Source organism: Alloacidobacterium dinghuense (assembly GCF_014274465.1).
Taxonomy (GTDB): domain Bacteria; phylum Acidobacteriota; class Terriglobia; order Terriglobales; family Acidobacteriaceae; genus Alloacidobacterium; species Alloacidobacterium dinghuense.
In genome coordinates this window covers 4,217,335-4,241,702 of the sequence record NZ_CP060394.1, presented here as the reverse complement: position 1 = coordinate 4,241,702, position 24,368 = coordinate 4,217,335, and the positions used below count along the sequence as shown (strand labels likewise).

The 24,368-nt window shown below is 54.1% G+C and carries 14 protein-coding genes; 5 read left to right on the top strand and 9 right to left on the bottom strand.

Annotation, left to right across the window (positions count from 1 at the left end; genetic code table 11):
• Nucleotides 1-11: 11 nt before the first annotated feature.
• The 6 genes from H7849_RS17465 to H7849_RS27125 all read right to left on the bottom strand — a co-directional run bounded on the left by H7849_RS17465 (nt 12) and on the right by H7849_RS27125 (nt 12,241).
• The gene (locus tag H7849_RS17465; RefSeq protein WP_186741090.1) at nt 12-2,246 is read right to left on the bottom strand and encodes a GH92 family glycosyl hydrolase; all 2,235 of its coding nucleotides are present in this window, start codon (nt 2,244-2,246) and stop codon (nt 12-14) included.
• Nucleotides 2,247-2,558: 312 nt separating this feature from the next.
• A complete protein-coding gene (locus H7849_RS17460; protein WP_186741088.1) occupies nt 2,559-3,836 on the bottom strand; it encodes a glycoside hydrolase family 18 protein in 1,278 nt (425 codons plus the stop codon).
• 129 nt (nt 3,837-3,965) lie between these two features.
• Entirely contained in the window at nt 3,966-6,134 is a 2,169-nt protein-coding gene (locus tag H7849_RS17455) for a discoidin domain-containing protein (protein WP_251106334.1), read from the bottom strand.
• A gap of 60 nt (nt 6,135-6,194) precedes the next feature.
• Nucleotides 6,195-8,372, bottom strand: a complete 2,178-nt coding sequence (locus H7849_RS17450) for a discoidin domain-containing protein (RefSeq protein WP_251106333.1) — start codon at nt 8,370-8,372, stop codon at nt 6,195-6,197.
• Nucleotides 8,373-8,426: 54 nt separating this feature from the next.
• Nucleotides 8,427-11,750, bottom strand: a complete 3,324-nt coding sequence (locus H7849_RS17445; protein ID WP_186741084.1) for a TonB-dependent receptor — start codon at nt 11,748-11,750, stop codon at nt 8,427-8,429.
• A gap of 362 nt (nt 11,751-12,112) precedes the next feature.
• The gene (locus H7849_RS27125; protein WP_285288897.1) at nt 12,113-12,241 is read right to left on the bottom strand and encodes a hypothetical protein; all 129 of its coding nucleotides are present in this window, start codon (nt 12,239-12,241) and stop codon (nt 12,113-12,115) included.
• Between the two features lie 465 nt (nt 12,242-12,706).
• On the opposite strand from H7849_RS27125, the gene H7849_RS17440 reads away from it, so the two are divergent.
• From H7849_RS17440 to H7849_RS17425, 4 genes are all read left to right on the top strand, one after another.
• A complete protein-coding gene (locus H7849_RS17440) occupies nt 12,707-14,428 on the top strand; it encodes a cytochrome-c peroxidase (protein ID WP_186741083.1) in 1,722 nt (573 codons plus the stop codon).
• A 151-nt stretch (nt 14,429-14,579) separates the two neighbouring features.
• The gene (locus H7849_RS17435; RefSeq protein ID WP_186741081.1) at nt 14,580-14,999 is read left to right on the top strand and encodes a fibronectin type III domain-containing protein; all 420 of its coding nucleotides are present in this window, start codon (nt 14,580-14,582) and stop codon (nt 14,997-14,999) included.
• A gap of 495 nt (nt 15,000-15,494) precedes the next feature.
• A complete protein-coding gene (xth, locus tag H7849_RS17430) occupies nt 15,495-16,259 on the top strand; it encodes an exodeoxyribonuclease III (RefSeq protein WP_186741079.1) in 765 nt (254 codons plus the stop codon).
• Nucleotides 16,260-17,345: 1,086 nt separating this feature from the next.
• Entirely contained in the window at nt 17,346-18,374 is a 1,029-nt protein-coding gene (locus tag H7849_RS17425) for a chemotaxis protein CheB (RefSeq protein ID WP_186741077.1), read from the top strand.
• 80 nt (nt 18,375-18,454) lie between these two features.
• On the opposite strand, the gene H7849_RS17420 is transcribed toward H7849_RS17425, so the two are convergent.
• Nucleotides 18,455-18,889 (bottom strand): response regulator, encoded by a 435-nt coding sequence (locus H7849_RS17420; RefSeq protein WP_186741075.1) that lies wholly within the window; start codon nt 18,887-18,889, stop codon nt 18,455-18,457.
• 231 nt (nt 18,890-19,120) lie between these two features.
• On the opposite strand from H7849_RS17420, the gene H7849_RS17415 reads away from it, so the two are divergent.
• On the top strand, nt 19,121-21,844 hold the full coding sequence (locus H7849_RS17415) for a chemotaxis protein CheB (RefSeq protein ID WP_186741073.1): 2,724 nt from the start codon (nt 19,121-19,123) through the stop codon (nt 21,842-21,844).
• Between the two features lie 648 nt (nt 21,845-22,492).
• Here the strand turns inward: H7849_RS17415 and H7849_RS17410 are convergent.
• Together H7849_RS17410 and H7849_RS27580 are read right to left on the bottom strand one after the other, a co-directional pair.
• Nucleotides 22,493-23,803 (bottom strand): Nramp family divalent metal transporter, encoded by a 1,311-nt coding sequence (locus H7849_RS17410; protein WP_222439677.1) that lies wholly within the window; start codon nt 23,801-23,803, stop codon nt 22,493-22,495.
• A gap of 281 nt (nt 23,804-24,084) precedes the next feature.
• On the bottom strand, nt 24,085-24,354 hold the full coding sequence (locus tag H7849_RS27580; RefSeq protein ID WP_432756501.1) for an alpha/beta fold hydrolase: 270 nt from the start codon (nt 24,352-24,354) through the stop codon (nt 24,085-24,087).
• Nucleotides 24,355-24,368: the final 14 nt, after the last annotated feature.

The following is a 24,368-nucleotide window of genomic DNA, read 5'->3' as shown; positions in this document are numbered from 1 at the left end:
GCAAGCGCGCACTAATTAACAGAAATGAGGGAAGGCCTCCACTTACTCCCCCATTCCGACGGCTTCGGCCCCATGACGAAGTGCAGGGTACTTCCAGCCTGGATCTGCTCCCACGTGATGACCGGAATGTCGAGTGGGTTTCCGTTCAGGCTCGCTGATTGAATATAGACATTCTCCGCTGAGTTGTTGCTTGCCTCCACGCGGAAGGTATTTCCATTCGCCAGTGTGAGTGAGAGCTGCGCGTACATCGGGCTTCCGATCATGTATTCTCCGCTCGCGGGATTCACCGGATAAAAGCCCATCGCGGTAAAGAGAAGCCACGCCGACATCTGGCCGCAATCGTCATCTCCATCGAGACCGCCTGGGCTTGCGTCATATTCTTTTGCGGCAATCTTGCGCACCATCGCCTGCGTCTTCCACGGCTGCCCGCCAAAGTCGTACAGATAGCCGTAGTGGTGGCTCGGCTCGTTGTTGTGCACGTTATGACCACCACTGAAGTGCTGATCCAGCTTTGCGTCATAGTTTTCCGCTCCGCCCATTAACTGGATCAATCCTGCCTGGTCGTGCAGTGGCGACCACGTATAGACCCAGGCGTCGCCTTCGGTCCATCCGGAAACAGACCGATTCTCGTTGTCGTCCCTGCCGCCACCGATGGGCGCCCACTTGCCGTCCGACGTCTTGCCGTTCATAAGTCCAAGTGCGGGGTTGTAGAGGTTGCGGTCGTTCAAAGATCGCTTGAGGAAGAAACGGTAATCCTTCGTTCGTCCGAGGGCTTTCGCAATCTGCGCGACGCACCAATCGTCGTAGCTGTCCTCCAGTGTTCGCGAGGAGGCTTCGTCAGTCTTGTCCGTTGGAATATAGCCAAGCTGCGTGTAGTAGGTGAGTCCGGCACGAGCTTCGTAGGGAGTATGCTCTTCGCGGTCCAGCCATCGGCGCGTGGTGTCTCCGTCCGGCGGTGTCATCGCGTCCTTATAGACTGCCTGCCATGCGACCTGCTGATCGAAACCGTGGAAGCCTTTTCTGAAGGCTTCGGCAACGAGCGAGTCAGCATGCGTTGCAATCATGATGTTGGTGTAGCTCGGATTGGGCCACTTCGGCATCCAGCCGCCTTCCTTGAAATTCTGGAGAAGGGCGGTGATCATGCCGTCGATGCGCTCTGGAGCCAGGAGTGTCAGCATGCTGTTCTCGGCGCGGAAGGTGTCCCAGATGGAGTACGCGGTATAGCTCTCTCCGGCGTGGATGGTGTCGTCAAAGGCGCTGTAGTAGTGGCCGTATTCAGAGAAGGCGCGCGGATACAACAGCGCGTGATATATGGCCGTGTAAAGCAACGTCCTGTTCTCATCAGTCGCTCCGCTGAGCTGAAGCCGCGATAACTTGTCGTTCCACGCAGCGCGAAGATTTTGCTGCACGGATTGAAAATTCCATTCAGGTATTTCGCGCTGTAGATTTGCGCGTGCCTGCTCGATGCTGATGAATGACGTACCTACGCGCACCTGAATGGTCTGCCCGGGTTTGAACTCCGCGTACGCCCCGCGGCTTGATTCAGCTTTGGCATCGTCCATGCCATACGTCTTCATGTCTACTGGAGCCTGCTGGAACTGGACCACGAAGTAGCCCTTGAAGTTCGGCAGCGCGAAGGGTCCCAGGTGCGCATCCATGCGATGCGGGTTATAGCCTGTAATCTCGCGCGCTTCAGGATTTGCCGATGCCATTCCCGCAATTCCGGGTCGCGACGCTTCGATGATGACGCGGGCTTCTGCGCTCGTAGGAAACGTGAAGCGGAAAATTGAGCAGCGCTCGGTAGCGGTCATCTCCGCATCGATCTTGCCGTCTGCGCCAGCATCGAGCGAGACACGATAGTAGTCCGGCCGCGCCGTCTCAGATGCGTGGTTGTAAGGAAGCTTGTGCGATTCCGGCGTGGTGCGTAGTTCGCCGACTTGCGGAATCACCGTTACATAGCCGTAATCGCCCATCCAGATTGCGGGCTGGTGGGTGCCGATGAATCCCGAGATCGTCGTGTCATCGTAGTTGTATGACACGACGCTGATCTTGTTCTGTCGCGTCTGCGGCGTCCAATCCGTCATGCCGAACGGCGTCGTCACAAAAGGCATGGTGCCGCCGTATCCGATGGCGCTGCGCTGCGTGCCGATTAACGGATTCACGTACGACACCGCATCCTTTGAGGCGGCCAGGCTTGAGAGCGATCCGAATGTGAGCATGGCAAGGGCGATTGCAAAGCGGGTCATTACCGGGAATTGTATCTTGCGCGCCGTGCTCTACCGCATTGCCTGATTTCATTGTCAGCCTTCCAGGAGTCCGAAACCCTTTGTTTTCGAGATCGTCCAATGAGCAGCCTCTCACGGCAAACACCTGATCTCGATGAGCCAATCTTTCTGCATCCTCGTACGTTGCCACGGTCGTATAGATGAGTGAAGGCAGGAGATCACCTGGACACTCAAGAACATTCCTTCCGCGCGCTCATGCTGGAGCACCCGGATCAAGTCATCCGACGATCTGCCTCAAAGCGCTGTACAGCGATTTGAGGCAGTGGCGCGGGATTAATTGAGGCCGGCGGCCATAGTTTTCACGATGGTGCCGTTGGCGTCGTCGTCCTTGAGAGCCCAGACAAATGCGCCGCCGAGGCCCCCACGAACGCGCGTGCGGACGTACGCAGTTTTGAGCCACACGGTGACAGGGTCATCGTAGGACCAGAAGGTTTGCGTGCCGGGATCATAGAGCCACACGGCGATTCGGCGGTAATCGTAGTGGCGCGTGTAGCCGGTCAGGCCGGTGAGCGTGAGATAGGTGATCACGCCGGGCGTTTGCAGGTAATCGGACGAAGGAAACGGAGCTGGACCGGTGGAGGTTTGATACAGGCCATGGCCGGTGCTCGGAACTCCAGTCCAACCGCGCGCATAGGTGGGAATGCCGAGGACGAGCTTTTCTCCGGGGACGCCAGCCTGAAGATAGGAGCGAATCGTGTAGTCGATGTAAAAATTCTCGGAGGAGTCGGGATCCTGCTTGTCGTCGAAGAGGGGAGACGCGTGATTGGTCGAAGTCTCCCATGTGCCGTGGAAGTCATAGCCCTGCACATTGAAAAAGTCCAGCTGGCGGGCGACTTCGGCCAGTTGGATGTTAGAGAAATTCTGCTGGCCGGCGGGTCCGAACATGGTCAGCAGATAATGCTTGTGGTTGGCCTTTCCCAAGGCGTCGAGCTGCTTGCGAAATTCCTGGAGCAGCAGCGTTGCGTTTACCGTGTCAGCGGCACTGGGAAATTCCCAATCAATATCGATGCCGTCGAAAACTCCTGCTGCAGAAATTCCGGTCGCGAGATTGCCCTTGACGAAGAGGTCGATGCAGTTGGAGACCATGGCCTGACGGCCTGCCGCGGTACTCGCAGCGGCCGAAAAACCGTCGGCTCCGGCGAGCGAGATCAGCACTTTCAGATTCGGATGCAGTTGCTTGAGCTGCTGCAGCGCGGCGAAATTCCCGTACAGCGGCCCGGTGTAGGTCGCGCCGCTGACGCTTGGAAGAGACGGGTCCTGATAATCAGCCCAGCTATCCGCAATGGCGCAGCCGGTGGGCGTGGCGTCGCCGAAAGCGTACGTCAAATGCGTGAGCCTATCTGCAACGCCATTGGCCTGTAAATTGGCAATGTTGTAACCGGCGAAATAAATGCTCCACTCTTCGAAGTAGCCGCCGACCACTTTGGATTGATTATCGTGGCGCGGCTCATTGGCGAGACTGGGGCGCGCAAGAAAGAAGGGAACAAGCAGACTGGCGAGGACGAAGGTGAAGGCGCGGTTCGGAAGACACACAGAAACACGGGTCGACATAGGAATCACCTGGACGTAGAGGATGTGAGACTGGCGCAGGAATATTAACCTATAGAGCGGCTTTGGCAACAGACAATTCTTTGCGATTCCAGCAGAAACTGATGCGACACGCTCAGGATCCTGGTTGATTCACTTTGCGGAACTGCTTATCCGGCCGCGTAGAACGGTCATGGATGCTGGCGGAAGTACAAAGCTACGGGCGCCGTCCGGCAGAGTAGACTTATCCGCCGGTCCGTCAGGATCTGCGTAACCATCTCTCATCGCTGAATGCCAGCGGTACTGTTCCTTGCCAAATGTGATTCTGGTAACTGGTCCCACATAGGAATTGTCTGTGCTGGTGTCTGCATCGTGAAAGGCGATTTTTACCGAGTGGGGGTTGTCGTAGTCTTTGTTGATTACCATAAGCGACCATTGCCCGTCGGGACGCTGCACTGCATACGCCGTGACCAGAGTCCGTCCCATGGAATCCTTGATATCGCTTGCGGCGTGAAAGAGACGATGCTCGCCATCTCCCGGTTCAGCCCATTCCTGTGTCAGCATCTGCGTCGCAAAAAACTGCGAGGTGCGTTGCTTGATCAGGTAGTTATGGTCGGTTGTAAACATGTGATACGTGCCCCAGCTATTCCAGCATGCCGGATGAGGCGTAGAGTAAGGCAGCGCGTGATGGTAGTACGATGCTTTTCCACCTGCAGTGAGAAAGGCAGGGAAGGTTTCGCCAAGCCACAGCGCTCCAAACACGTCGACTGCCGCATCGCCGCCTGGAGCATTTGTCTCGGTATTAAACATGGGAACGTTTGCGGGTAATCCGTCATCCCGCCAGACCTGAACGATATGTGTGAGGACTTCGGGCTCCTTAAAGAGATTGCTCCATGGACCCTGGCAAGTTCCATCGTAGTAAGGGTAATGCTCATACGACATGAACGACAGATCAGAAAGGCGGTTGTGAGCCTTCAGATAATCGAGGAAACGCGTGAACCACGAGGTTTTGCCTTGCGCATCAGGCCAGAATTTGATGTCTTCGCTGACGCCTTCAAAAACCGGGCCTCCTAACTTGAGATCCGGATCGATCTTGTGCAAAGCCGTGGCCCATTGCAGATACAAGGTTGCGTAGTCCTCAGGCGCCATATACTGACCGTCCGGCTCTTCTCCCATTTCTATGTATGAGATGGGATAGCCGCGTTTCTCAAGGTAAGTAATTTGTGCCGCAGCGTCCTCGGGAGTGCCATAGAGCAAGGCCACCGGAACCATCGCAGGCTGCCCGCGCGTAATACCGCTTGTGAAGAAGAGATCGAAGCCCACCTGATCGCCGGATTCCATGCGGTCGGGAATTACATACAGGTCAGAAGGCTGGTGCCAGGGATCAATCGATGAACTAAAGGTAAAGGTCTGGTCCTGACCCGGAGTGTGATGCAGGATGTCGTGAAATTCACCGTTCGTCTGCGTTCCGAGATAGATCTCTTTGATTGCGTATCCAACACAGTTTCGTGGATCAGACTTTCCGTGAGTATCACAGGTGTTGGAAGATTCCGTCATCAGCACGCGCACATATCTAGTTGCTAACGGAGTTGGAGAAACCTGAAGTGTAACCGTCCCACCCTTTCCATCCGAGACGACTCCGGACGGAAAGTCTTTCCACTCGCCGTCTTCCGGATCGTCCATAGCATCGCCTTTTCCGAGCCAGTATTGCACCCGATAGTTGCGTGCGTACGGTTCTGCCCAGGCGATGCGTATATTCGTAACGATCTCTTCCGCCTGTAGCCGGACGACCACCCACTGCGGATGAAGGCTGTCATCCTCTCCGGTGAATGCCTTTGTAAGATATGGATTGCTCTTCCAGTAGGTGTTGAGATCGCCATCATCCAGCCGCGAATAGCCGTCGAACTCCGATCCGTTGTTGCGCGTCACCCCGCGATGCGGAAGATTGTAACCGTAAGAGTGACGAATTGATTCATTTGTCGGCTTCGCATCTCCAACAAAATAACCTTGACCCGACGAGTCGCTCCAGGTCCCTTTCGGATTCCAATGCCAAGCCTGAACAAATAGTTCGGTGTTCTGACGATAGGTGACTGGTCCCCAGCCCGCTTCAAGAATTTGTTTTATCTGGTCGGGCCGGAAAAAGATGTCTGTCGTATTGCTGGGGATACGATCTACGGTTGTACCCAGCGCGCGGAGCGGACTGAATGTGTTTGCCACGTGACTGGGAGTAGCGTCGACGGTGATAGTTTGTCCCTCGGCTCCAGCCCCTGACATTGCAGACAGCAAAATAAGAAAGGATGTGATCAGTAGCTTTTGCGACATCGTTGAATATTTCCTGGCCAATAATTTCTTTGAAAGGCAGGTTTTTGGGGCAACGTGCATCTATTTCACACCGGCACTGATGTTGCCGCGGAGAATTGTGAGTGAGGACTTAGGCAGCTGGTAAAGTGTATCCGCGCCACCATTCAAAGCAGACTTCAGGGGAGGACCATCAGGATCTTCATGCCCCATCGGGCCACCTGGGCGCCACTGATATTGGGACTCTCCGAGAGTGGTCTGGTTGACTGCGCCAGAAAAGAAGCTATCTTGCCCGGCTTCTGCATTTGCAAATTTCAACTTCACGGCGTGATCGTGATCGCGATCTCTGTTCACAAGCATGACGGACCAGCTTCCATCCGGTCGCTTGATTGGGTAGGCAGTGACAAGTGTGTTTCCGGAGTCATCTGTTATATCACTCGATGCCTTGAACAGTTGGTGCACTGTATCTACGGGTTGTGCCCACTCCTGCGTAATCATTTGTGTCGCGAAATATTGCGCCGGATATCCCACAACTTGATAGCTATCGTTCACTGTGAGAATAGGGCCGGGATGGCCGGGCGTTGGGATGTAGTGAAAATAGTAAGTGCCGCTGGCTCCCGCCGTCATCATTGAGCCGACGTAGTCTGCAAGCCAGAGAGCCTGCTTGATGTCCGCACCTTTTTCGTAGTTCTCCATATTGCCTTCGGTCATGAAGAACGGGATGTCAGGCGGCAAACCATCGTTTTTCCAGACCTGAACAATGTGACTCACAAATCCCGGCTCTCGATACAGGTCGTCCCACGAATGGTTTGGCGGATAGTGCTCGAAGGAAAAGAATGTGAAGTCGCTCAAACGGTCGTGAGCCTTCAGGTAGTCCAGGAAACGGCCAAGAAAAGAAGCGTTGCCATTCGCGTCCGGCCATACCTCTACATCGCCAAGTGTTCCTTCGAATGATGGTCCTCCCAGCTTAGCGGTCGGGACCAGGCGGTGAATCGCAGTCGCGAATTGTATATAGAGCGCCCCGTAATCTTCGGGGAGCATGCGCTGTCCATCCGGCTCTTCTCCCATCTCGATTCGCGATATCGGATAGTGCCGTTTGTCGAGATAGGCGATTTCATTCGCAGCATCCTCGGGAGTTCCATACAGCATTGCGATCGGAACAATCGTTGGCAGGCCACGAGTGATTCCACTCTTGAAGAAGAAATCGAATCCGACCTGATCACCCTTCGTCACGTCGAGATCGGAGGTGGAATGCCAAGGATCAACCGAGGAAACCCAGGTGATTGTTTGTTTCCGGCTGGGTAGATGATTGATTGCATCGGTAAACTTTCCATCCGGTGAGAGAGTGCCGGCATAGAGCTCATTGATTGCGTACCCGACGCAGTTTCGCTTGTCATTGGAATCATGCGCGTTGCATGTATTGGATGATCTGGTCATCCAGATGCGGAGATATTGAACAGGAATCTTCCAATCAACAAGCTTCAACGTTGTCGTTCCGCCCGTTGCGTTGGTAACAGATCCCTTGGGAAAGGTTTGCCATGTGCCCTTGGTGGTTCCGTGATAGAACGGCTCCAGCTCCCCCGTCCAGAACTGGACCTTGTAATCCAGCGCAAAGGGGGCAGCCCAGGCAATCTGAATGGCGTCGATGTCTGTCTTCTTGCCCAGATCGATCAGCACCCATTGCGGGTGCAGTGCATCGTCTTCCCCGGTGAAAGAGCTCGTCAGATATGGATTACTTTTCCAGAAACTTTTCGGATCGCCATCTGTAAGCCGAGACCATCCATCGCCATCGCCCACTGTGTCACCTCGACGAGGAAGCGGATAAGACCATGAATGATGAATCGTTTCGGTTGGCTCAGCACTGCCGGTGAAGTAGCCATCTTGCTGAGAGGGGTTACTCCAGGCACCATCAGGATTCCAGTGCCAGGCTTCCATCTGCAGTTCAGTGTTCTGCCGATAGGTGACGGGTTGCCATCCTGCTGAGAGAATCGCAGCGAGCACCGGGCCAGACAGTAACTGGTCGGTGTTTCTCTCCACTTCTTCTTTCGTGATGTCGCGGCGATTCATCTCTGGAGCACCTTCGCCTGCTCGTAGTCTGTCCACCCCCGCACCCAGTGCGCGTACAGGGCTGAATGAATTGGCGACATGCGATGGCGAGGCGTCAACTACGATTTCCTGCGCCTCCGCCATACAAGCGGAGGCGCATAGGACAAACATCGCAGCATACATTCCAGTGAGGTGAAAGTTTGTCCTATGGTCCACGCCATCTCCTCAACGATGCAGTGCTCGGCTTTATTGACAGCTGCGGATCATGCATTAGAAAGATATGCGCGCATTGAGTTGCATCGTTCGTCCGTTCACAGTAAGCGACGTGATGTTGGTGGGCGAGCCAAAGAATGGGTTCGCGTTAGTAGAACCATCTCCTCCTGAAACGAGGCCTAAATTCGGTTGGCCAAAGCTCGGATGGTTGAAGGCATTGACGGTATCGGCGCGGATTGAGAGCTCAACTCCTTCGTGAAGGATGAACTTCTTGCCGGCTGAGAGATTGACCACATTGATTCCAGGACCATAGAGGCTGTTCCTTCTCATGTTGCCGAAGGTGCCAGGCGCCGGGAGAGTGAATGCGGATGGATCGAACCACTGATCGATGGTTTGATGACGGGGAATGGGATTTCCAATTTGATTCGGATACCAGTCTCCCGCCTGGGAGAACGAATTGTTGCTGCCGCTTATTGTCGGCGTGAATGGTAAGCCGGATTGAAAAACCATTGTGCCCGAAGTCTGCCAGCCACCGATCACCGCATCAAGCAGGCGGCTCTTATTCAGGAACATCTTTCCCCTGCCGAAGGGAAGTTCATACACGATTCTTCCCTTGAAAGCATTGCGAGCATCGAAATTGGAAGAGCCGTAGCTGGCCGACGGATTGTAGGATCGCTGTACAGTCTGCGTTCCCGCAGCACCGCCATATCCCGAAGAGTCCTGATCGTCGAGGAAATGAGACCACACGTAGTTGAACTCGAAGCTTAGTCCTGAAGTGAAGCGCTTCTCGATAGAGAGCTGCAACGAGTTGTAGTTGGAAATGGCGTTGTACGTGTCGCCGGTGATGCTTTGATAGATCGGGTACGGTAATGCGGAGGGGCTGTCATTTGGTCCCAGCTGGCTCTCAGGCACCTGGTTGATATCGACCGGGAAGCTGAGGTTGTGGGCGTGGCTGGCAACGTATGCCGCCTCGGCCACCATATTCGTGCCCAACTCATGCTGAATCGCCAGGTTCCACTGGTAAATGGTGGGAACGGGCGTGTGGTACTTGTTATAAACCACGCTCTGCCCATTGAGGGCTGCGGGATCGGTCGTAGGTCCGATGTAAGGAAGGCCCGATCCATCTGAAGAAAGAGTTACGACCGGTGAAATTCCATTGGTCTGATCGGTGGCGTTCCCCTGGAACTGGATGGCCGTTCCCATGCCTGTGCCATAGACATCCAGACCCCAGCGATAAGCGAACATACCGAATCCACCTCGAATCGTCGTGTCCGGTTTGGGTAGCCAGGAAAACCCCAGGCGAGGCAAGACAGTTCCATATGAGCTGGCTTGCAGGCGGTCGCGGCCATTTGCATGGGTCGAAGCGTACCATATCGCACCGTTGGTGTCGGTTTCAGGGTTGGTGACCGTGGGGTCAAACGCGCTTATGTTGTTCTTGACTTCCTTCCATCCCGTTTGAATCTGATAACGCAAGCCAAGGTTCAGAGTTAAATTGGGGCGTATCTTGAAGTCGTCCTGAATGAAGAACTGCGGGTTCTTCGATCGTGGTCCATATTCCGGCGCTACGAACGCACTCCAACTCTGCGCCTGGCCTAAAAGAAAATCAGCATATCCAATGCCGGTGGTGTTATCCCCTACAGTGGATTGCGTGTAAGAGCCGTTATAGGTAAAGGTTCCCGCATTGATGTTGCCCCAAGTCGTTGTGTCGGTTCTGTAAACCAGTACCTCACCTCCAAAGTGAAGGATGTGGCGGCCACGGATCATGGTGACGACATCGGAGAAATCGAAGACCATCTCCTTTTGTACGGCATTGACAGCGGGAGCAAGGGTAAAGCAGCAGTTTCCCGTTATGCTGCTACTTGGGAACTGATCAGCTTTGGCAAATTGCCATCCCAGCTTTGCGGGGAAGCCCTGGTTCAAGGTGGAATCGACATAGTAGTTGAGCTGATCCGTGAAGCCTACTCTGGCCTCGTTCACCGTCTTCGGGCTGATGTTCCACACATCGGTGATTTGCGAGTTATTGCTGTCCGTGTCGACGTTGTCGCAGCCAATAGGGCAGGTGTCTTGGTTATTCTGAACGGCTGGACTGTCTCGCTGAGTATCGGAGATGGTGAGTCTGTTGGTGGGCGTAATATCCCAATCCAGCCGGCCAAAGTATTTCGTAAACGGGGTTGAATTCTTTGCGTTGTAGTAATAGTTGTTTATGACTGCGCCTTGAGCGACGTTGCCGGGAACATTGGCCTTCGGGTAGTAGCCTTGTATTGCCTTGGCAACCGGATCGATCAAGTTCGCTGGTATCTTGTTCCCGTTACCATACTCATCGGCGAAGGATTGCCGCGTTACCACAGGGCCATTCGGGGTCTGCGTTACAACCTGCGTGGTCGGGTCATAGATTGTCGGCTGTCCGGTAAAATCGCCGGCCAGTTCGGCGTCTGTTGGGACCGTAAGAAATCCATTGCTTGAACCCGAGGTGTGCAACTTCTCAAAGTTGAAGTAGAAGAACATCTTTTTCTTGATAATCGGTCCGCCGATCGATCCGCCAAAGTTGTTATAGCGAAGAAACGGAACGGTTACCGGATTGCCAAAGCCATAACTCTTGGCATTCAAAGCGTCGTTTTGGAAATACTCGTACACTGCGCCGTGAAAGCGATCTGTGCCGCCCTTGCTGATCTGGTTGAAGACATAGCCGCCAATACCGTATTGCGCGGAAAAGCTGGACGTGCTGACCTGAACTTCGGCTACCGTCTCAAAGGTGGATACATCCGAGTTGCTGCTCGATGGCAGCGTGGTGACTGATCCGTCAGCGAGCATGGCGTTATATGGGAGGTTGCCATTTACCGCCACAAATTGGCCTGGGTTAGCGGAACCGAACACACCGGAAGGAGAGCCCGAAGTGCCGGGAAGCAAAATGGTGAAGTTCTCCCAATCTGTTCCTACATTCGGCAACTGTGCCATGGACTTCGCTTCCAACGTGGTCTGCTGTGTCCCGGATTCGGTGTTGAGGAGGGGAACGTTGGTGGTGACCACAATTTGCTGTGTTGTAGAACCAATCCTCAGCTGGGCATTCACCCCAGTAAACCCAACCTCGACCGTGACGGGGCCACGAACAAGCTGCTCGAATCCCTGTTTCGTAAAGGTGATTTGGTAGCGTCCGGTCACAACCGAAGAGGTGTCATAGAGGCCGTCGCGGTTCGTGACATAGTCTTTCGATACTCCGGTATCAACGTTCAGTACGTTCACCGTGACGCCGGGAACCAATGCGCCGGTCTGGTCGGTTACAGACCCACGAATGTCACCGGAGTTGGTGCTCTGTGCATAGCTAATACCTGCCGCTATGCACACGACGAAACAAGATAGCCTGAAGAGACTCGCTTTGCTCATTGATGACCTCCCAAATAGGTAGTACGCCGGAGGCGGTAGTTTTCGGTAGACGCCTCTCGTTGCTCCCGGACTAAAAAAAATCCAGCAATTGTGACACCCGCTCAACGGTCGAACGTGGAAGTTGCGGTAAGGAACTGGTACGCCGTTATCTGCTCCGTTATCTGCGCCCGTTATCTGCTCAAGGAGTGAATTTCACTCACATTGAATCGATTCAATACGGATGGTTGTTGATAGCACAGTCGCCAATAGCAGTGGAAGAAAAAAATTATCTTAAAATTCATCCGGCTGCAAAAACAGCCACACCAACCGCAAAGATCAGGTCCAGGCAGAGTCAGGAAAGCGCTTTCGTTTCAATTCCTCTCTCACTGATCAGGTGGCAACGAAAGCGTGCGGTTGGGGTTGCGTGGAGACGTGTGAAGACGGCTGCCGTTTTCAACGCGCAGGGTGTCTGCGGCAATCTTGTCTACGTAGCTGACCGCGTCTTGATTCATAGGTCCTAAGGAGCGGCCATCTCGGGGCGCCGTCAGGCGTTTGTTCCGCCGTCAAGTTGGCACCGGTGATATATGCTGCCTCCGGACTGGCCACGAATGCGACCAGGGCTGCCACTTCGTCCACATGGCCCGTAGCGATTCAGCGCCGTATTGGCAAACTGTGGTGCTGCCCAATCGCCTGAGGCAGGATTGAGGTCCGTGTCAATCGGGCCAGGAACTTTTGTGAAATGAAAAAGATTTGACGAGCAGCACGTTGACAGTTCTTCTCGGGCAGGGCCATCATAATCGGCGTTCGACTTTGCAAGGCTCACATTTCCCCGGAAAGCGGCCCCGTTTTGCTCTAACCTGTTCGGGTAAATAAGAAGCTACAGAACGTCCAACATTACGATCTCGCCCCCGGGTGATTCATCGCCCTGCCCGAACCTCATCCCACGGAGGTTATTCATGAGGCAATTAAGAAGATTGATGGCACTGGCCGCGGCCTGTGTAACGATCGCGGTCGCCATGTTCATCTCCAGTCACATTGTCCACGGACAAAGTGCCCCAACGGTCTACAACCCGTACCCGCCTGGGATCCTCCCGGCCGATTTGAATTCCGAGATAGCTCGAGTTCAACGGGAGATTAAAGGCATTGAAAGTCACTATCTCGCAGCGTGGCATGCATTACCGCCTCCGAATCTTCAAGGAAACCCGCCGACACTTCAGGACAGCGGTTATGCGGCAGTGCGCATACTCGGCGGCCTGCTGAATTACGACTTGAATATCTCTCCATTCAAGAATATTGCCTGCTCGTCCTGCCACATGCCGTACGCCGGTTTCAGCGGCCCGATACCGTCGGTCAATCTGACGATGATCGCGTATCCGGGAACAGTTCATTTCCGGGCCGGCAAGCGGACGGCGCAGCGATATACATATTCATCCAGGTTCCCAGTGCTCGAGTACAACTCCACCCAGGCTGCCTTTTTCGGCGGAAACTTCTGGGATGCACGCTCGACTGGATACAAGCTGCAGAGTGCTGACGCCGAGCAGGCACAGCATCCTCCGGTCGATACGCAGGAAATGGGCTTCCCTGATACAGCATGCATAGCGTTCCGGCTCTCCACGGCGGAATACCTGCCGCTGTTTGAGACGGTATGGGGAGACTCTTTTGATATCGCCTGGCCGTCCGACACTGCGACGATCTGCGCGACCCCTGGGGGAGCGGCGACGTTCGGAGGAAGCGCCACGCCAATCCAGTTGTCTGCAGGCGACCGCACCAAGGCCAACAATATCTACGATCACTGGGGGCAATCCATCTCCTTCCTCGAAAGCTCAGACGATGTCAGTCCTTTCACATCGAAATTCGATGCCTATCTGGCCGGCAAGTACACGCTCACTGCTGACGAAAAGGCAGGTTACAACCTGTTCCGGGGTAAAGCGAATTGCAACTCATGCCATCTGGACGGCAGGTCAACTGCTCCCAGTCCGACGGCCCCAAGCGCCAGGGACACCGGCACGGCGGCGAGTACCGCGCCCGTGTTCACATGCTTTGGCTACGCCAATCTCGGCCTCCCTAAGAATCCGAGGGATGCCTTCTATTACCAGACAACACCGGATAGTTTTGGCTTCACCGCGAATCCGGCAGGCTTCACCTACACAGATTTTGGATTGGGAACTTTTTTGAGAAGCGGTTTCGGAGCCGCTCCTAACCCGAACTCGGCCTGGCGACAATTTGCTGCAAGTTCCGACGGCCAGATGCAGACGTCAACGGCACGCGACGTAGCCTTGGCGCCACCCCAGTGCCCCACCACCGAAGCTCCAGGGCCCTACTTCCAAAAGGAGTTTTTCCACAACGGCTATATCAAGAGCCTGAAGCAACTCGTCCATTTCTACAACACCCGGGATAAGTATCGGATGGCGGTTGAAAGCGGCGAGTGCCCGGCAGGAACGGTCGAAAGGGTGACTTGCTGGCCGGCGGCCGAGGTTCCGCAAAACCAGGATATGACCATCGGTGATCTAGGTTTGACGGATACGGAGGAAAACCAGATCGTCGCCTTCCTCCAAACACTCAGCGATGGCTTCACAAAACCCTATCCCTTCGTTGGGACTTACACGGGTGCTTGCATGACTGGTGGTACTGCCGCCACTCAGGGTAACTCGACGCTGATTCCAGCGTCTGTGCTACGACAGTTGGCTAAACAGCAATAGGTAAGGCAGAGCGCAACACGGCAGAGTGCAACACGTAAGACGAGGGCGCATAGGCAACCGACAGGTTGTCTATGCGCCCCGAATACGCTTCGACAAAAATCCAGGGAGCAGTTCCTGTGTCTGACCTATGAAACGTCTCTTCGGAAATAGAGTGCTTCTCATACTCGCAGCTGGCCTGCCCTTATCGTGGCCGGCTGCCGCCCAGACGTCGTCTTACACACCCAAAGACATTCTGCCACCGGCAAAAAGAGCAGTGAAGGTGCAGATTAAGGAAGGACCAGCCCTCGAATCGTTCAGGAATGATGAGGCCATCATCCGGTGGACCAGCACCAATCCTGGCGGCACTGACGAGCACTTCGGTGTCGTGCACTACGGTACCGATCCTGAGCACCTGACCGAGATGGCAAAATCTCACATCCGGCTGAACCAGAACCATCCCGATACAGTGTTCCGCGTTCGAGTGGAAGGCTTGAAACCTGGAACAAAGTATTACTACACGGTTGACTCGATGCAAGCCACCGGCGAGAGCGATGGGGTGAAGAGCTCGGTGAAGCACTTCATGACCCCCTAGGGAAACCTCACGGGACGCAAGCGCCGGATATGCCGAGTGATCTGCGAGGCAGCCCCAGCAATGACGCGCGACTATTCTTCATAACGCGATTCAGTCGCTTCTTCGCCCATAGAGCATTATCCGTTGTTCTCATCTTCTACTTGACGGGCATCGGGCTCAGCGAATCACGGATAGGAGCGCTCCTCACCCTGACTCTTCTTGTGGACATCGTCATCTCCCTGATTCTTACTACGCAGGCAGACCGAATTGGCCGACGCCGAATGCTCGTCATCGGGTCAATTCTTATGGTCGGCGCCCGGCGTTGCCTTCATACGTAGCTTCTTATTTCTAGTAGCTTCTTATTGCTGTGACAGGCTGATCAACTGACGCAAGGTGATAAGCCAAAGCGCAAAACAAGTCCGGTGACAGCGGGCAGGTTGGGATGTTTGGATAATCAAAGCGGGAAATCAAAACAGGGTTAACGGAGTGCGCATATATGCGCGCCAACGGAGTTTCATGATTATTGCCAGTTGGAATGTCAATTCCATTCGTGCTCGCGTCGAACAGGTCACCGCATGGCTTCAGACTAACAATCCCGATGTCTTATTGCTGCAGGAACTCAAGGGTACGGAATTCCCGGCAGACCAATTTAGAGCGCTCGGGTATGAAAGCGCTACGGTGACTCAAAAGACCTACAACGGCGTTGCCGTCCTGTCGCGACACCCCCTTCAGATCATCAGCACGACGCTGATGGGCGATGAAGCGGATAGCCATGCGCGTTTTCTTGCAGTGATCGTGAAGGACATTCGTATCGCGAACATCTACCTGCCGAATGGCAATCCAGTAGGAAGTGAAAAGTTCGCTTACAAGCTGGCGTGGATGGACCGTCTGGGCAGGCAATTGGCGCTCTGGCTACAAAGCGATACTCCCACTCTGGTGGGTGGTGATTTCAACGTCATCCCGGAAGACATTGACTGCCACAAACCCGCTTCGTGGATTCACGATGCGCTATTTCAACCAGAGCCTCGGGAGTGGTATCGCGCTTACCTCGGTCTTGGCTACATCGATGCTTTCCGCACCTTGCATCCTGGGCAAGGTGGCCAGTTCACATTCTGGGACTATTTCCGGCAAGCCTTCGAGCACAATCGCGGAATCCGCATTGATCATTTCCTGTTATCGCCGCAACTTTCCTCAAAGTTGCGGAGCTGCGAAATAGATAAAGGTCCGCGCGCACAAGCGAAGCCGTCTGATCACACGCCAATCATTCTCCAATTGGGCTAAGAGAGAGCTGTCGTTACAGCTTTCCAGCACGTCTAAAAACCTTCTGAAGCCACATTTGGCTCACTTGCCGCATCTCACAGACCTACAAATCCGAAGTCCCACCCGCGATGCTATCGACTTCCGCCCGCACGAAGCTGGGTATCTGGAACTGATATCTCGTCTCACATCATCTCCTGGTCTCCGCTTATGCATCGACCGAGTATTCGAGACACAATGGCCTGCTCGTGAAGAACGTCCTTGCTGTCTGGCATGAGGCCGATGCGGCGATAAGCAGGCTAGCGTTCATTGAGGCGGACGTCGGTATGACCTTCGCCGGGGCAGCGATTCAAGCGCAAAGCACGGGAGAGTGCCTCCATTATCGGCGATTGTCACGCCAAGCATATGACAGCGCCAGCCGGTTGATAGAGAGGATACGATTGACCGAACCAGAAGCAAAAGTCTTCTCCGCTAGGATTGGGCGGTTGAAACTAGCCCTCATAAACTTGGGGGATCCTCTGATGCATAAACAGCTATCAGCCGATCAAGACAAACTTAGAGATTACTCCGTCTTCGATTCGGTTGCATGACACTGTCTCGCAAGAATGAGTTCGTTGCAGCTCTCCACAAGAGTCTCCAAAGCGATTGTGGTTTCTTCCAGCAGTAAGGAATGAGTAGAGCGGAGACGCTGGGATGCTGCTATGAGCTGATTCAAGGGAGGACGTGATGGAACAAGGTCTGGTTCAGGAGTTTTTCCTGTGCCATTTCTTTTCGACCAGCGAGATTCCAGCCACGCATCCAGGTCGCGGCGATGAGCAATGACCGCACTTTTGTGATCGACACCAGTGGGCCTACGGACGGGTAGACCCAAGTCCTGCTCCCAACGCTGTACGGTACGCACCCCCTTGCCCAGGTATTGGGCAATTTCTTTCCAACAGGTGAGGGGTGACAAATCCTCCGGATTTAGCTCGCTTTTCACTGGGCGAACTCTTTTCACTGGGCGAACTGTTGACCTCGCCGTACTCGCTGATTTGTATTTCATTATATTTCAACTCCCGGCGCCACATAAAATCTTTTCCGCTCATCTGACTCACTGGGCAGGAGAAAGTCATGGCGAACCGCGACTTGGTAGTGATCGGCGCGTCGGCAGGCGGAATTGAGGCTTTGCAGCAACTTCTCGGCACCCTCCCGGCTGATTTAGATGCAGCTGTTTTAATTGTGTTGCACACCTCAAACCACGCCGGCAGCCTGCTTCCACAAATCATGCAGCACGCCAGCAAACTGCCGGTCATTCATCCGGAAGACCGGACTCGCATTGAAAAAGGGATGATTTATATTGCTCCTCCAGACCGCCACATGATTGTTGAAGGCAGTCTGCTGAGGGTCATTCAGGGGCCGCGTGAGAACCTTCATCGGCCGGCTATCGATCCTCTATTCCGCTCCGCCGCATCGTCCTTTGGACGGAGGGTTATCGGCGTCGTCCTGACTGGTTCCCTGGACGATGGAACTGCGGGATTGATGGTCATCCGCGCTCGTGGCGGCGAAGCCATTGTGCAGGATCCGGAGAGTGCCATGTTTTCATCGATGCCGCGATGTGCGTTGGAGCAGGTTCCCGACGCTCAGGTATTGTCACTTCCCGAAATTCCGGTTGAGCTGCTGCGCCTTACGCGCGAAATCATACCGGAAGAGACAGCCGCTGATCGTGTGCAGGATATTCAACCAATCCAGGAGACTAAAATTGCGGAGTTCGATATGTCTGAAATCGAGAATGACGGTCGTCCCGGCCATCCCTCCGCCTTTGCGTGCCCCGATTGCGGGGGCGTGCTTTGGGAAATCGAAAACAGCGGCTTTTTGCGCTTTCGTTGCCGGGTCGGTCATGCCTTCACGGCCCGCCATCTGGGAGCGGAACAGCGTCACGCCGTAGAGACAGCCCTTTGGTCCGCTCTTCGAGCATTGGAGGAGAGTGCTTCGCTGTATCGCCGCATGGCGGATCGCGCCACGGGTGATAACCATGACGAAACAGCCGAACAGTTCGAGGAACGCGCCTCCGATATCACGGAAAATGCAAGAGTCTTGAGAGACTTCCTGATTCGCGTCAATGAGGCCAACGAAGAGAGGTTTGCCATGGAGGAGTCCTGACTCTCCGTGGAAATCCCGTCAAAACCGAGTCGCAATCCTTCGACAGTTATTGAAGGAAGAGGGTAGGGTGGGATCCGAGGTTAGAATTCCGGGTTCGCTGTGGGAAATAGTTCTCGAACCAATGTTTGACGAGGCTGTCTGATAGCACAGTCCGGCAGAAGCTCTTGCATCGTTCTCAGCAAATCCTCAGGGTTGGTTGAGCCCTTTATCAGCACCGCGTCGACGCTTTTTTTCGCGCTTTCTGGAATTTGCGGGTCACCTGTGAGCATCACAAGCACGAGGCCTGGCACACATACTCGAAGATCCCGCGCCACATCTTCACCTGTAACTGTTTCACCAAGATGACAGTCGATCAGGGCGAGATCGAATGGTTCATGCGTTGCGGCAGCAAGGCAGGATTGCGCGTCGAGCACTGTGACGACCTCGCAGCCGAACTGCTCCAGCAGCATCTTGCGAACGAGAAGATTTGCCGGTTGGTCGTCGAGGCAAAGTATCCGAGGCTGCCTTCCGGCCATGCGGTTCCTCTCCACTGTTATGAGATGCGGAACGATGGGCTCGAAATAGGCCGCCGCTGTTCTCCAGGCGACCTGACCCTTCAATTTGCCGTGATGTTCAATCGTTCCGTTCTTCTTTCGAATGAGGTCTATAATCTCATTTCTTGCATCTAGTCAGAGAGCGGGACGCAAATATTTCCTGGCCGAAAACGCTAAGAGTTTTTAAAACAACTGCATGATGCCCCGATTCTTATGACTCCATCGAAGAGAAACAACACGGCGAGTAAGCGCGGTGCGCCCTTGCGCCCGAAGCGAGCCCGGGAAGCTGAGGCGCCGGAAGAACCGTATCGCAAGAGCACCTTTCCCATTGTAGGCATAGGCGCATCCGCCGGCGGCCTTGAGGCTTTTACCAGCCTGCTGAAGGCGCTCTCGCCCGACCTGGGGATGGCCTTTATTTTTGTGCCGCATCTCGACCCCTCCCGCGAGAGCGCCTTTACCCAGATCCTGGCCCGCGCCACGTCAATGCCGGTCCTTACTGCAAGCGATGGTCTGGCAGTGGAGGCGAATCATATCTATGTGATTCCTCCTAATCGTGATCTCAGAATCTCCGACGCAACATTGCACGTTGATAGCCGCGGAGAACCACGATCCTTTAACACGACGATCGATATATTTTTTCGCTCTCTTGCAGCCGATCAGGGCAGCAACGCGATTGGGGTAATTCTGTCGGGAACGGCCTCAGATGGAACATTGGGCTTGACTGCCATCAAGGGAGAAGGCGGCATTACCTTCGCCCAGGACGCCGGCACAGCAAAGTACGACGGGATGCCGGCAAGCGCCATTGCTGCGGAATGTGTGGATTTTGTGTTGCCGCCTGAAGGTATCGCCATGGAGTTAGCCCGCATACGTCAACATCCGTATGTCGCAGGCGCGCACATGGAGCACGTGGATGCCGGCGACAAAGGGCTGGATACCTATTTGTCACAAGTATTTCGGCTGTTGCGTAGAGCCACTAAGGTCGATTTCTCCGAATACAAGCCGCCGACGATCGGCCGCCGCATTCAGCGTCGGATGGCCTTGCACAAGATCGAAAAGATAAGCGAATATCTGACTTTATTGCATCGTGATCGCATTGAGTTAACTGCCCTCTATCAGGATCTTCTGATTAACGTCACCAGCTTCTTCCGTAACCCTGAAGCATTTGACATTCTCAAGCAAGTTGTCTATCCGGCAGTGCTCCAGGCCCGAAACTCTACTCCTGCCCCTATTCGGATCTGGGTGCCTGGATGCTCGACTGGTGAAGAAACATATTCTCACGCCATGTCGCTTGTCGAATTTCTGGGCGAAGAGCGGACAGAAGTTCCAATACAAATATTTGGTACGGATCTCAGTGAGAGCGCGATTCAACGCGCACGGGCAGGAGTTTATAAAGAAAGCATTGAAGCCGACGTAAATCCCATGCGGCTTCGGCGCTTCTTCCATAAATCTGACGGCGGATACCAGATTAGTAAGACAATCCGCGATCTTTGCATATTCTCCACGCAGAATGTATTCAGCGATCCTCCGTTCTCAAGAATGGATCTGGTAAGTTGTCGCAATGTGATGATCTATCTGAGTCAGACACTACAAAAAAGGGTGATTCCGATCTTCCATTACGCTCTAAATCCGACTGGATTTCTTATGATCGGCAGTACAGAAGGTCTTTTGGGCGCAGGTTCCGAGCTGTTCGAAATGGCTGACAAAAAGCAGAAAATCTATCGTAAGAAAATGGTATCTACCCCAGTCACGTTTGGTTTCTCGATTGGCCAATCAGAAAGTAAGATTGGAGGAGCCGAGAACCAACCGCCGCCTGCAAAAGTGCCTGACACTTCCAAAGCTCCGATTGAATTGCAGCGGGAAGCGGATCGTTTACTGCTGGCCAGATATACCCCTCCCGCTGTTGTGATCAACGATCAGCTTGAAATTTTGCAGAGCCGCGGACGGACCGGATCTTTCCTGGAATTGCCTACCGGAAAAGCGAGTCTAAACCTGCTGAAGATGGCCCGACCGGGACTTCTATTTGAACTGCAAAACGCTGTTGAAGAAGCACGAAAAAGTGGAGTCGAGGCAAAACGTCAGAATGTAACTACCGAGTCCAATGGAAGTGCGAAGCAGATCACGGTGCGGGTTATACCCTTCAAGGCTCCGATTCAGGACCGCCAAAGCTTCCTGGTGGTTTTCGAACATGCATCTCCCGAAACGCAACAATTGACAGCTACGGAAACGAGAACGCTAACGGAAACTGAGCAGTCAGAAAGAGACAAGCAAACCGCGCAGCTGAAACAGGAGCTGGCCGCGACCAAGGAATATTTGCAATCCATAATCGAGACGCAGGAAGCAACGAACGAGGAACTGCAGTCGGCAAACGAAGAGGTTCAATCAGGAAATGAAGAGCTGCAAAGCACCAATGAAGAATTGCAGACCTCGAAGGAGGAATTGGAGTCTGCTAACGAAGAATTGCACACGGTCAACGAGGAGATGCAGCACCGGAATGAACTGCTCGCCCAACTCAATAACGATCTGACTAACCTCCTAAATAGTGTCAACTTACCGATGGTCATGGTGGGAGCCGACCTAAGCGTTCGCCGGTTTACACCTCAGGCGACAGCAACCCTCGGATTGATGACGAGCGACGTGGGCAGACCCATACCTCGCCTTAAGCTGAAAATTGACGTTGCCAACCTGGAGCAGATGATGCTCGATGTTATTCAGGAAGTTCAACCTCGGCAATATGAGGTGCAAGATCAAGAGGGCCGTTGGTGCAGTCTGCGCATTACGCCATACAGAACCCTGGACAACCGCGTCGATGGTGTCGTTTTGAGCGTCGTCGACAAAACCGCTTTCAATGATCTCCCTCATGCTGATCCATCAAAAACCGTGAGGCAGTCGCCAACAAACAAAACCTCCCGTGTACGCAAACCAAAGAAAAGTACTTAAGATTCTTAGCGAAATAAACGCTGCTTTTGGAGTCAGATGAAGGCCGTTCGACAACCATTCGCCATTTGTATGCGTTCTCGCTCTCTTAGGAGTAGGCGTTACGTTTCGGTTTGGTCTCAGCGAGGCTGCTCCGAAGCGCATCCATGATGTTGACAACTTCTTGGCGGGGAGCCTCCCGGCTCTTCTTTAGGCAGAGGCTTGCCCTTGCGTTTCTCGTCGACCAGCTGTTGTTCTCTCAGTCGTCGGCTTGCTTCTCAATCGCAAAACATCTTCGGGGCTGCACCTGTGCATCCGCTCCTCATCTGCGAGATCGTCTTTAGACCTCGCTGAACAAATGGTGCGATAGCAGAGCGGGCAGATTGAATCGATCGTGCCATCCTCGTTCAGGCGGTAGGCAAATTGGGTCTGTGCGAAACGTTCGTCCCCGCTCATGAATCTAAAGATCATGCTTGGATTCTTCGCAGATTCACGGCGCTGAACAAGCGCCATTTGACGCCAAACTGCGAGTTCGCTTTGCTCGCGACCCATCAGTTGACAGCATAGCAAGTGAATCCGTTCTCACCGCCGTTTACAGCCAGTTCCAGAAAAAGTTGTGATTGCCAATACCGGGGCGCATCATGGAACCCATTGGAGAAGTCGAAGATGAGTTCAGCCAAGGGATATCAACAGGGCGAGGGCCGCAACGCTCATAATCAGCGCGCACATCCACCCCAATGCTCGCGTGCCAAAGGAATTGACACGATTTCCCATCACCCTTCGATCGCTGGTCAGCAACACGACCATGATCACTAGAGGTGGAGCGAGCAAGCCATTTAATACGGCGGACCAGAACAGCATTTTCACGGCATTGAGTTTGGCAAAATTAAATGTGAGCCCAAGAAATATAGCGATCGCAATCACGGCATAGAATTTGCGAGCCAACGGAGGCTTTAAATTGAGGGAGGCTGATCTCCACTTTGATCCTTCCGCGATCGCATACGCCGAGGAGCCCGCCAGAACTGGCACGGCTAGCATGCCGGTGCCAATGATGCCCAAGGTGAACAGCCAATAGGCTCCTTTGCCCGCGAGTGGACGGAGCGCCTCGGCCGCTTGCTTTGCCGTCTCGATATTCTTTGTGCCATTTGCGTGCAGGGTTGCGGCGGTCGTCAGGATTAAAAAATACATGATCAGGTTGGAAAGCGACATTCCCGTGATCACGTCTCTTCTTGCAATCCGAAGTTCTTTATTCGTCGAACCGCGCCTCTGGGCAACGGTCATTTTGCCATGGTCGCGATCCTCCTCAACCTCCTGCGCTGCCTGCCAGAAAAATAGGTATGGCGAAATCGTTGTTCCCAGGATGCCCACTAAAATAGCGATGTAATTCTTGTTCCACTCCATATGTGGAATAAAAGTCGCTCGGGCCACAGCGGCCCAATCAGGGCGAGCCAGGAATGCAGTAATCACATAAGCAAACAGCACAAGAGTGAGCCACTTGAAGATCTGGGCCATTCGCCGGTAAGAAGTCCAAAATAAAAGACCAGTAATGACTACTGCTAAAAACGGAGTCCAGAAATATGAACGGATGCCGGTAACCATCTGCATTGCATCGGCCATACCGCCGAGGTCGGCACCGATGTTGAAGACATTCGCGACAACAACGAGGGTGCAGGCAAACCACAAAATCCAGCGCGGATAATGAGTGCGTATCACGCTCGCGAGTCCGCATCCTGTCACCATGCCCAGTCGAGCACACATCAGCTGGACGGCAGCCATCAGGGGAAAAGACAAGAGAGCTGTCCACAGTGTTGCATATCCGTAGGACGCGCCCGCGACAGAGTAGGTCGAGATGCCGGACGGGTCATCATCCGCAGCGCCGGTGATTAACCCCGGACCGAGTTCTCCCAAAAATCGTTGCAGGCCATGAGGTAGCTTAACTGGCAATTTGGATTGCAACGGCGTATCAGGCGGTGGTTGGTGCACAGGCCATCGTACCTTAGACAAAGCCTGGGGCAATTGCATGGAACGAGGACGACCGAACGCCGCGAGCCTCACGAATCAGAGCTCAATGAGTGCTAAGGCCTGTGGCTGTTGAAAGCTCGTTTTCTAAGACAACAACCGCAAATTCGCAGGATGTCACCGAGCGTAACCGGAGCTTCGATATAAAGCAGTCCGGCGACTTCATTGGGGTGGTCTGCCGTTCCTATCAGAGCCGGCAAGGCGCCCATATCGTGCGCTGCATTACTACGAGGTGGTTATTGAGTTTACGGACGGTACGACATTCTCGTGCGCGATGGAACAGCGATCAACGATGAAATCCGTCCTTTTCCGTGGCGGCGTCGGCACGCCGGAGATATTCCTCCCGCTGAGTGTCCGACGAGAGTTGCATTTTTCAGGTCCAACGTTTCGAAGAGTGCCGCGAGATCGTCGGCATATGTATCCATCTCATGGCCGTCCCACGGCTGGCTTGAACATCCATGACCGCGGCGGTCGTGAGCAATCACACGATATCCGCGTTGTCTGAAGAACAACAATTGCGCGTCACAAT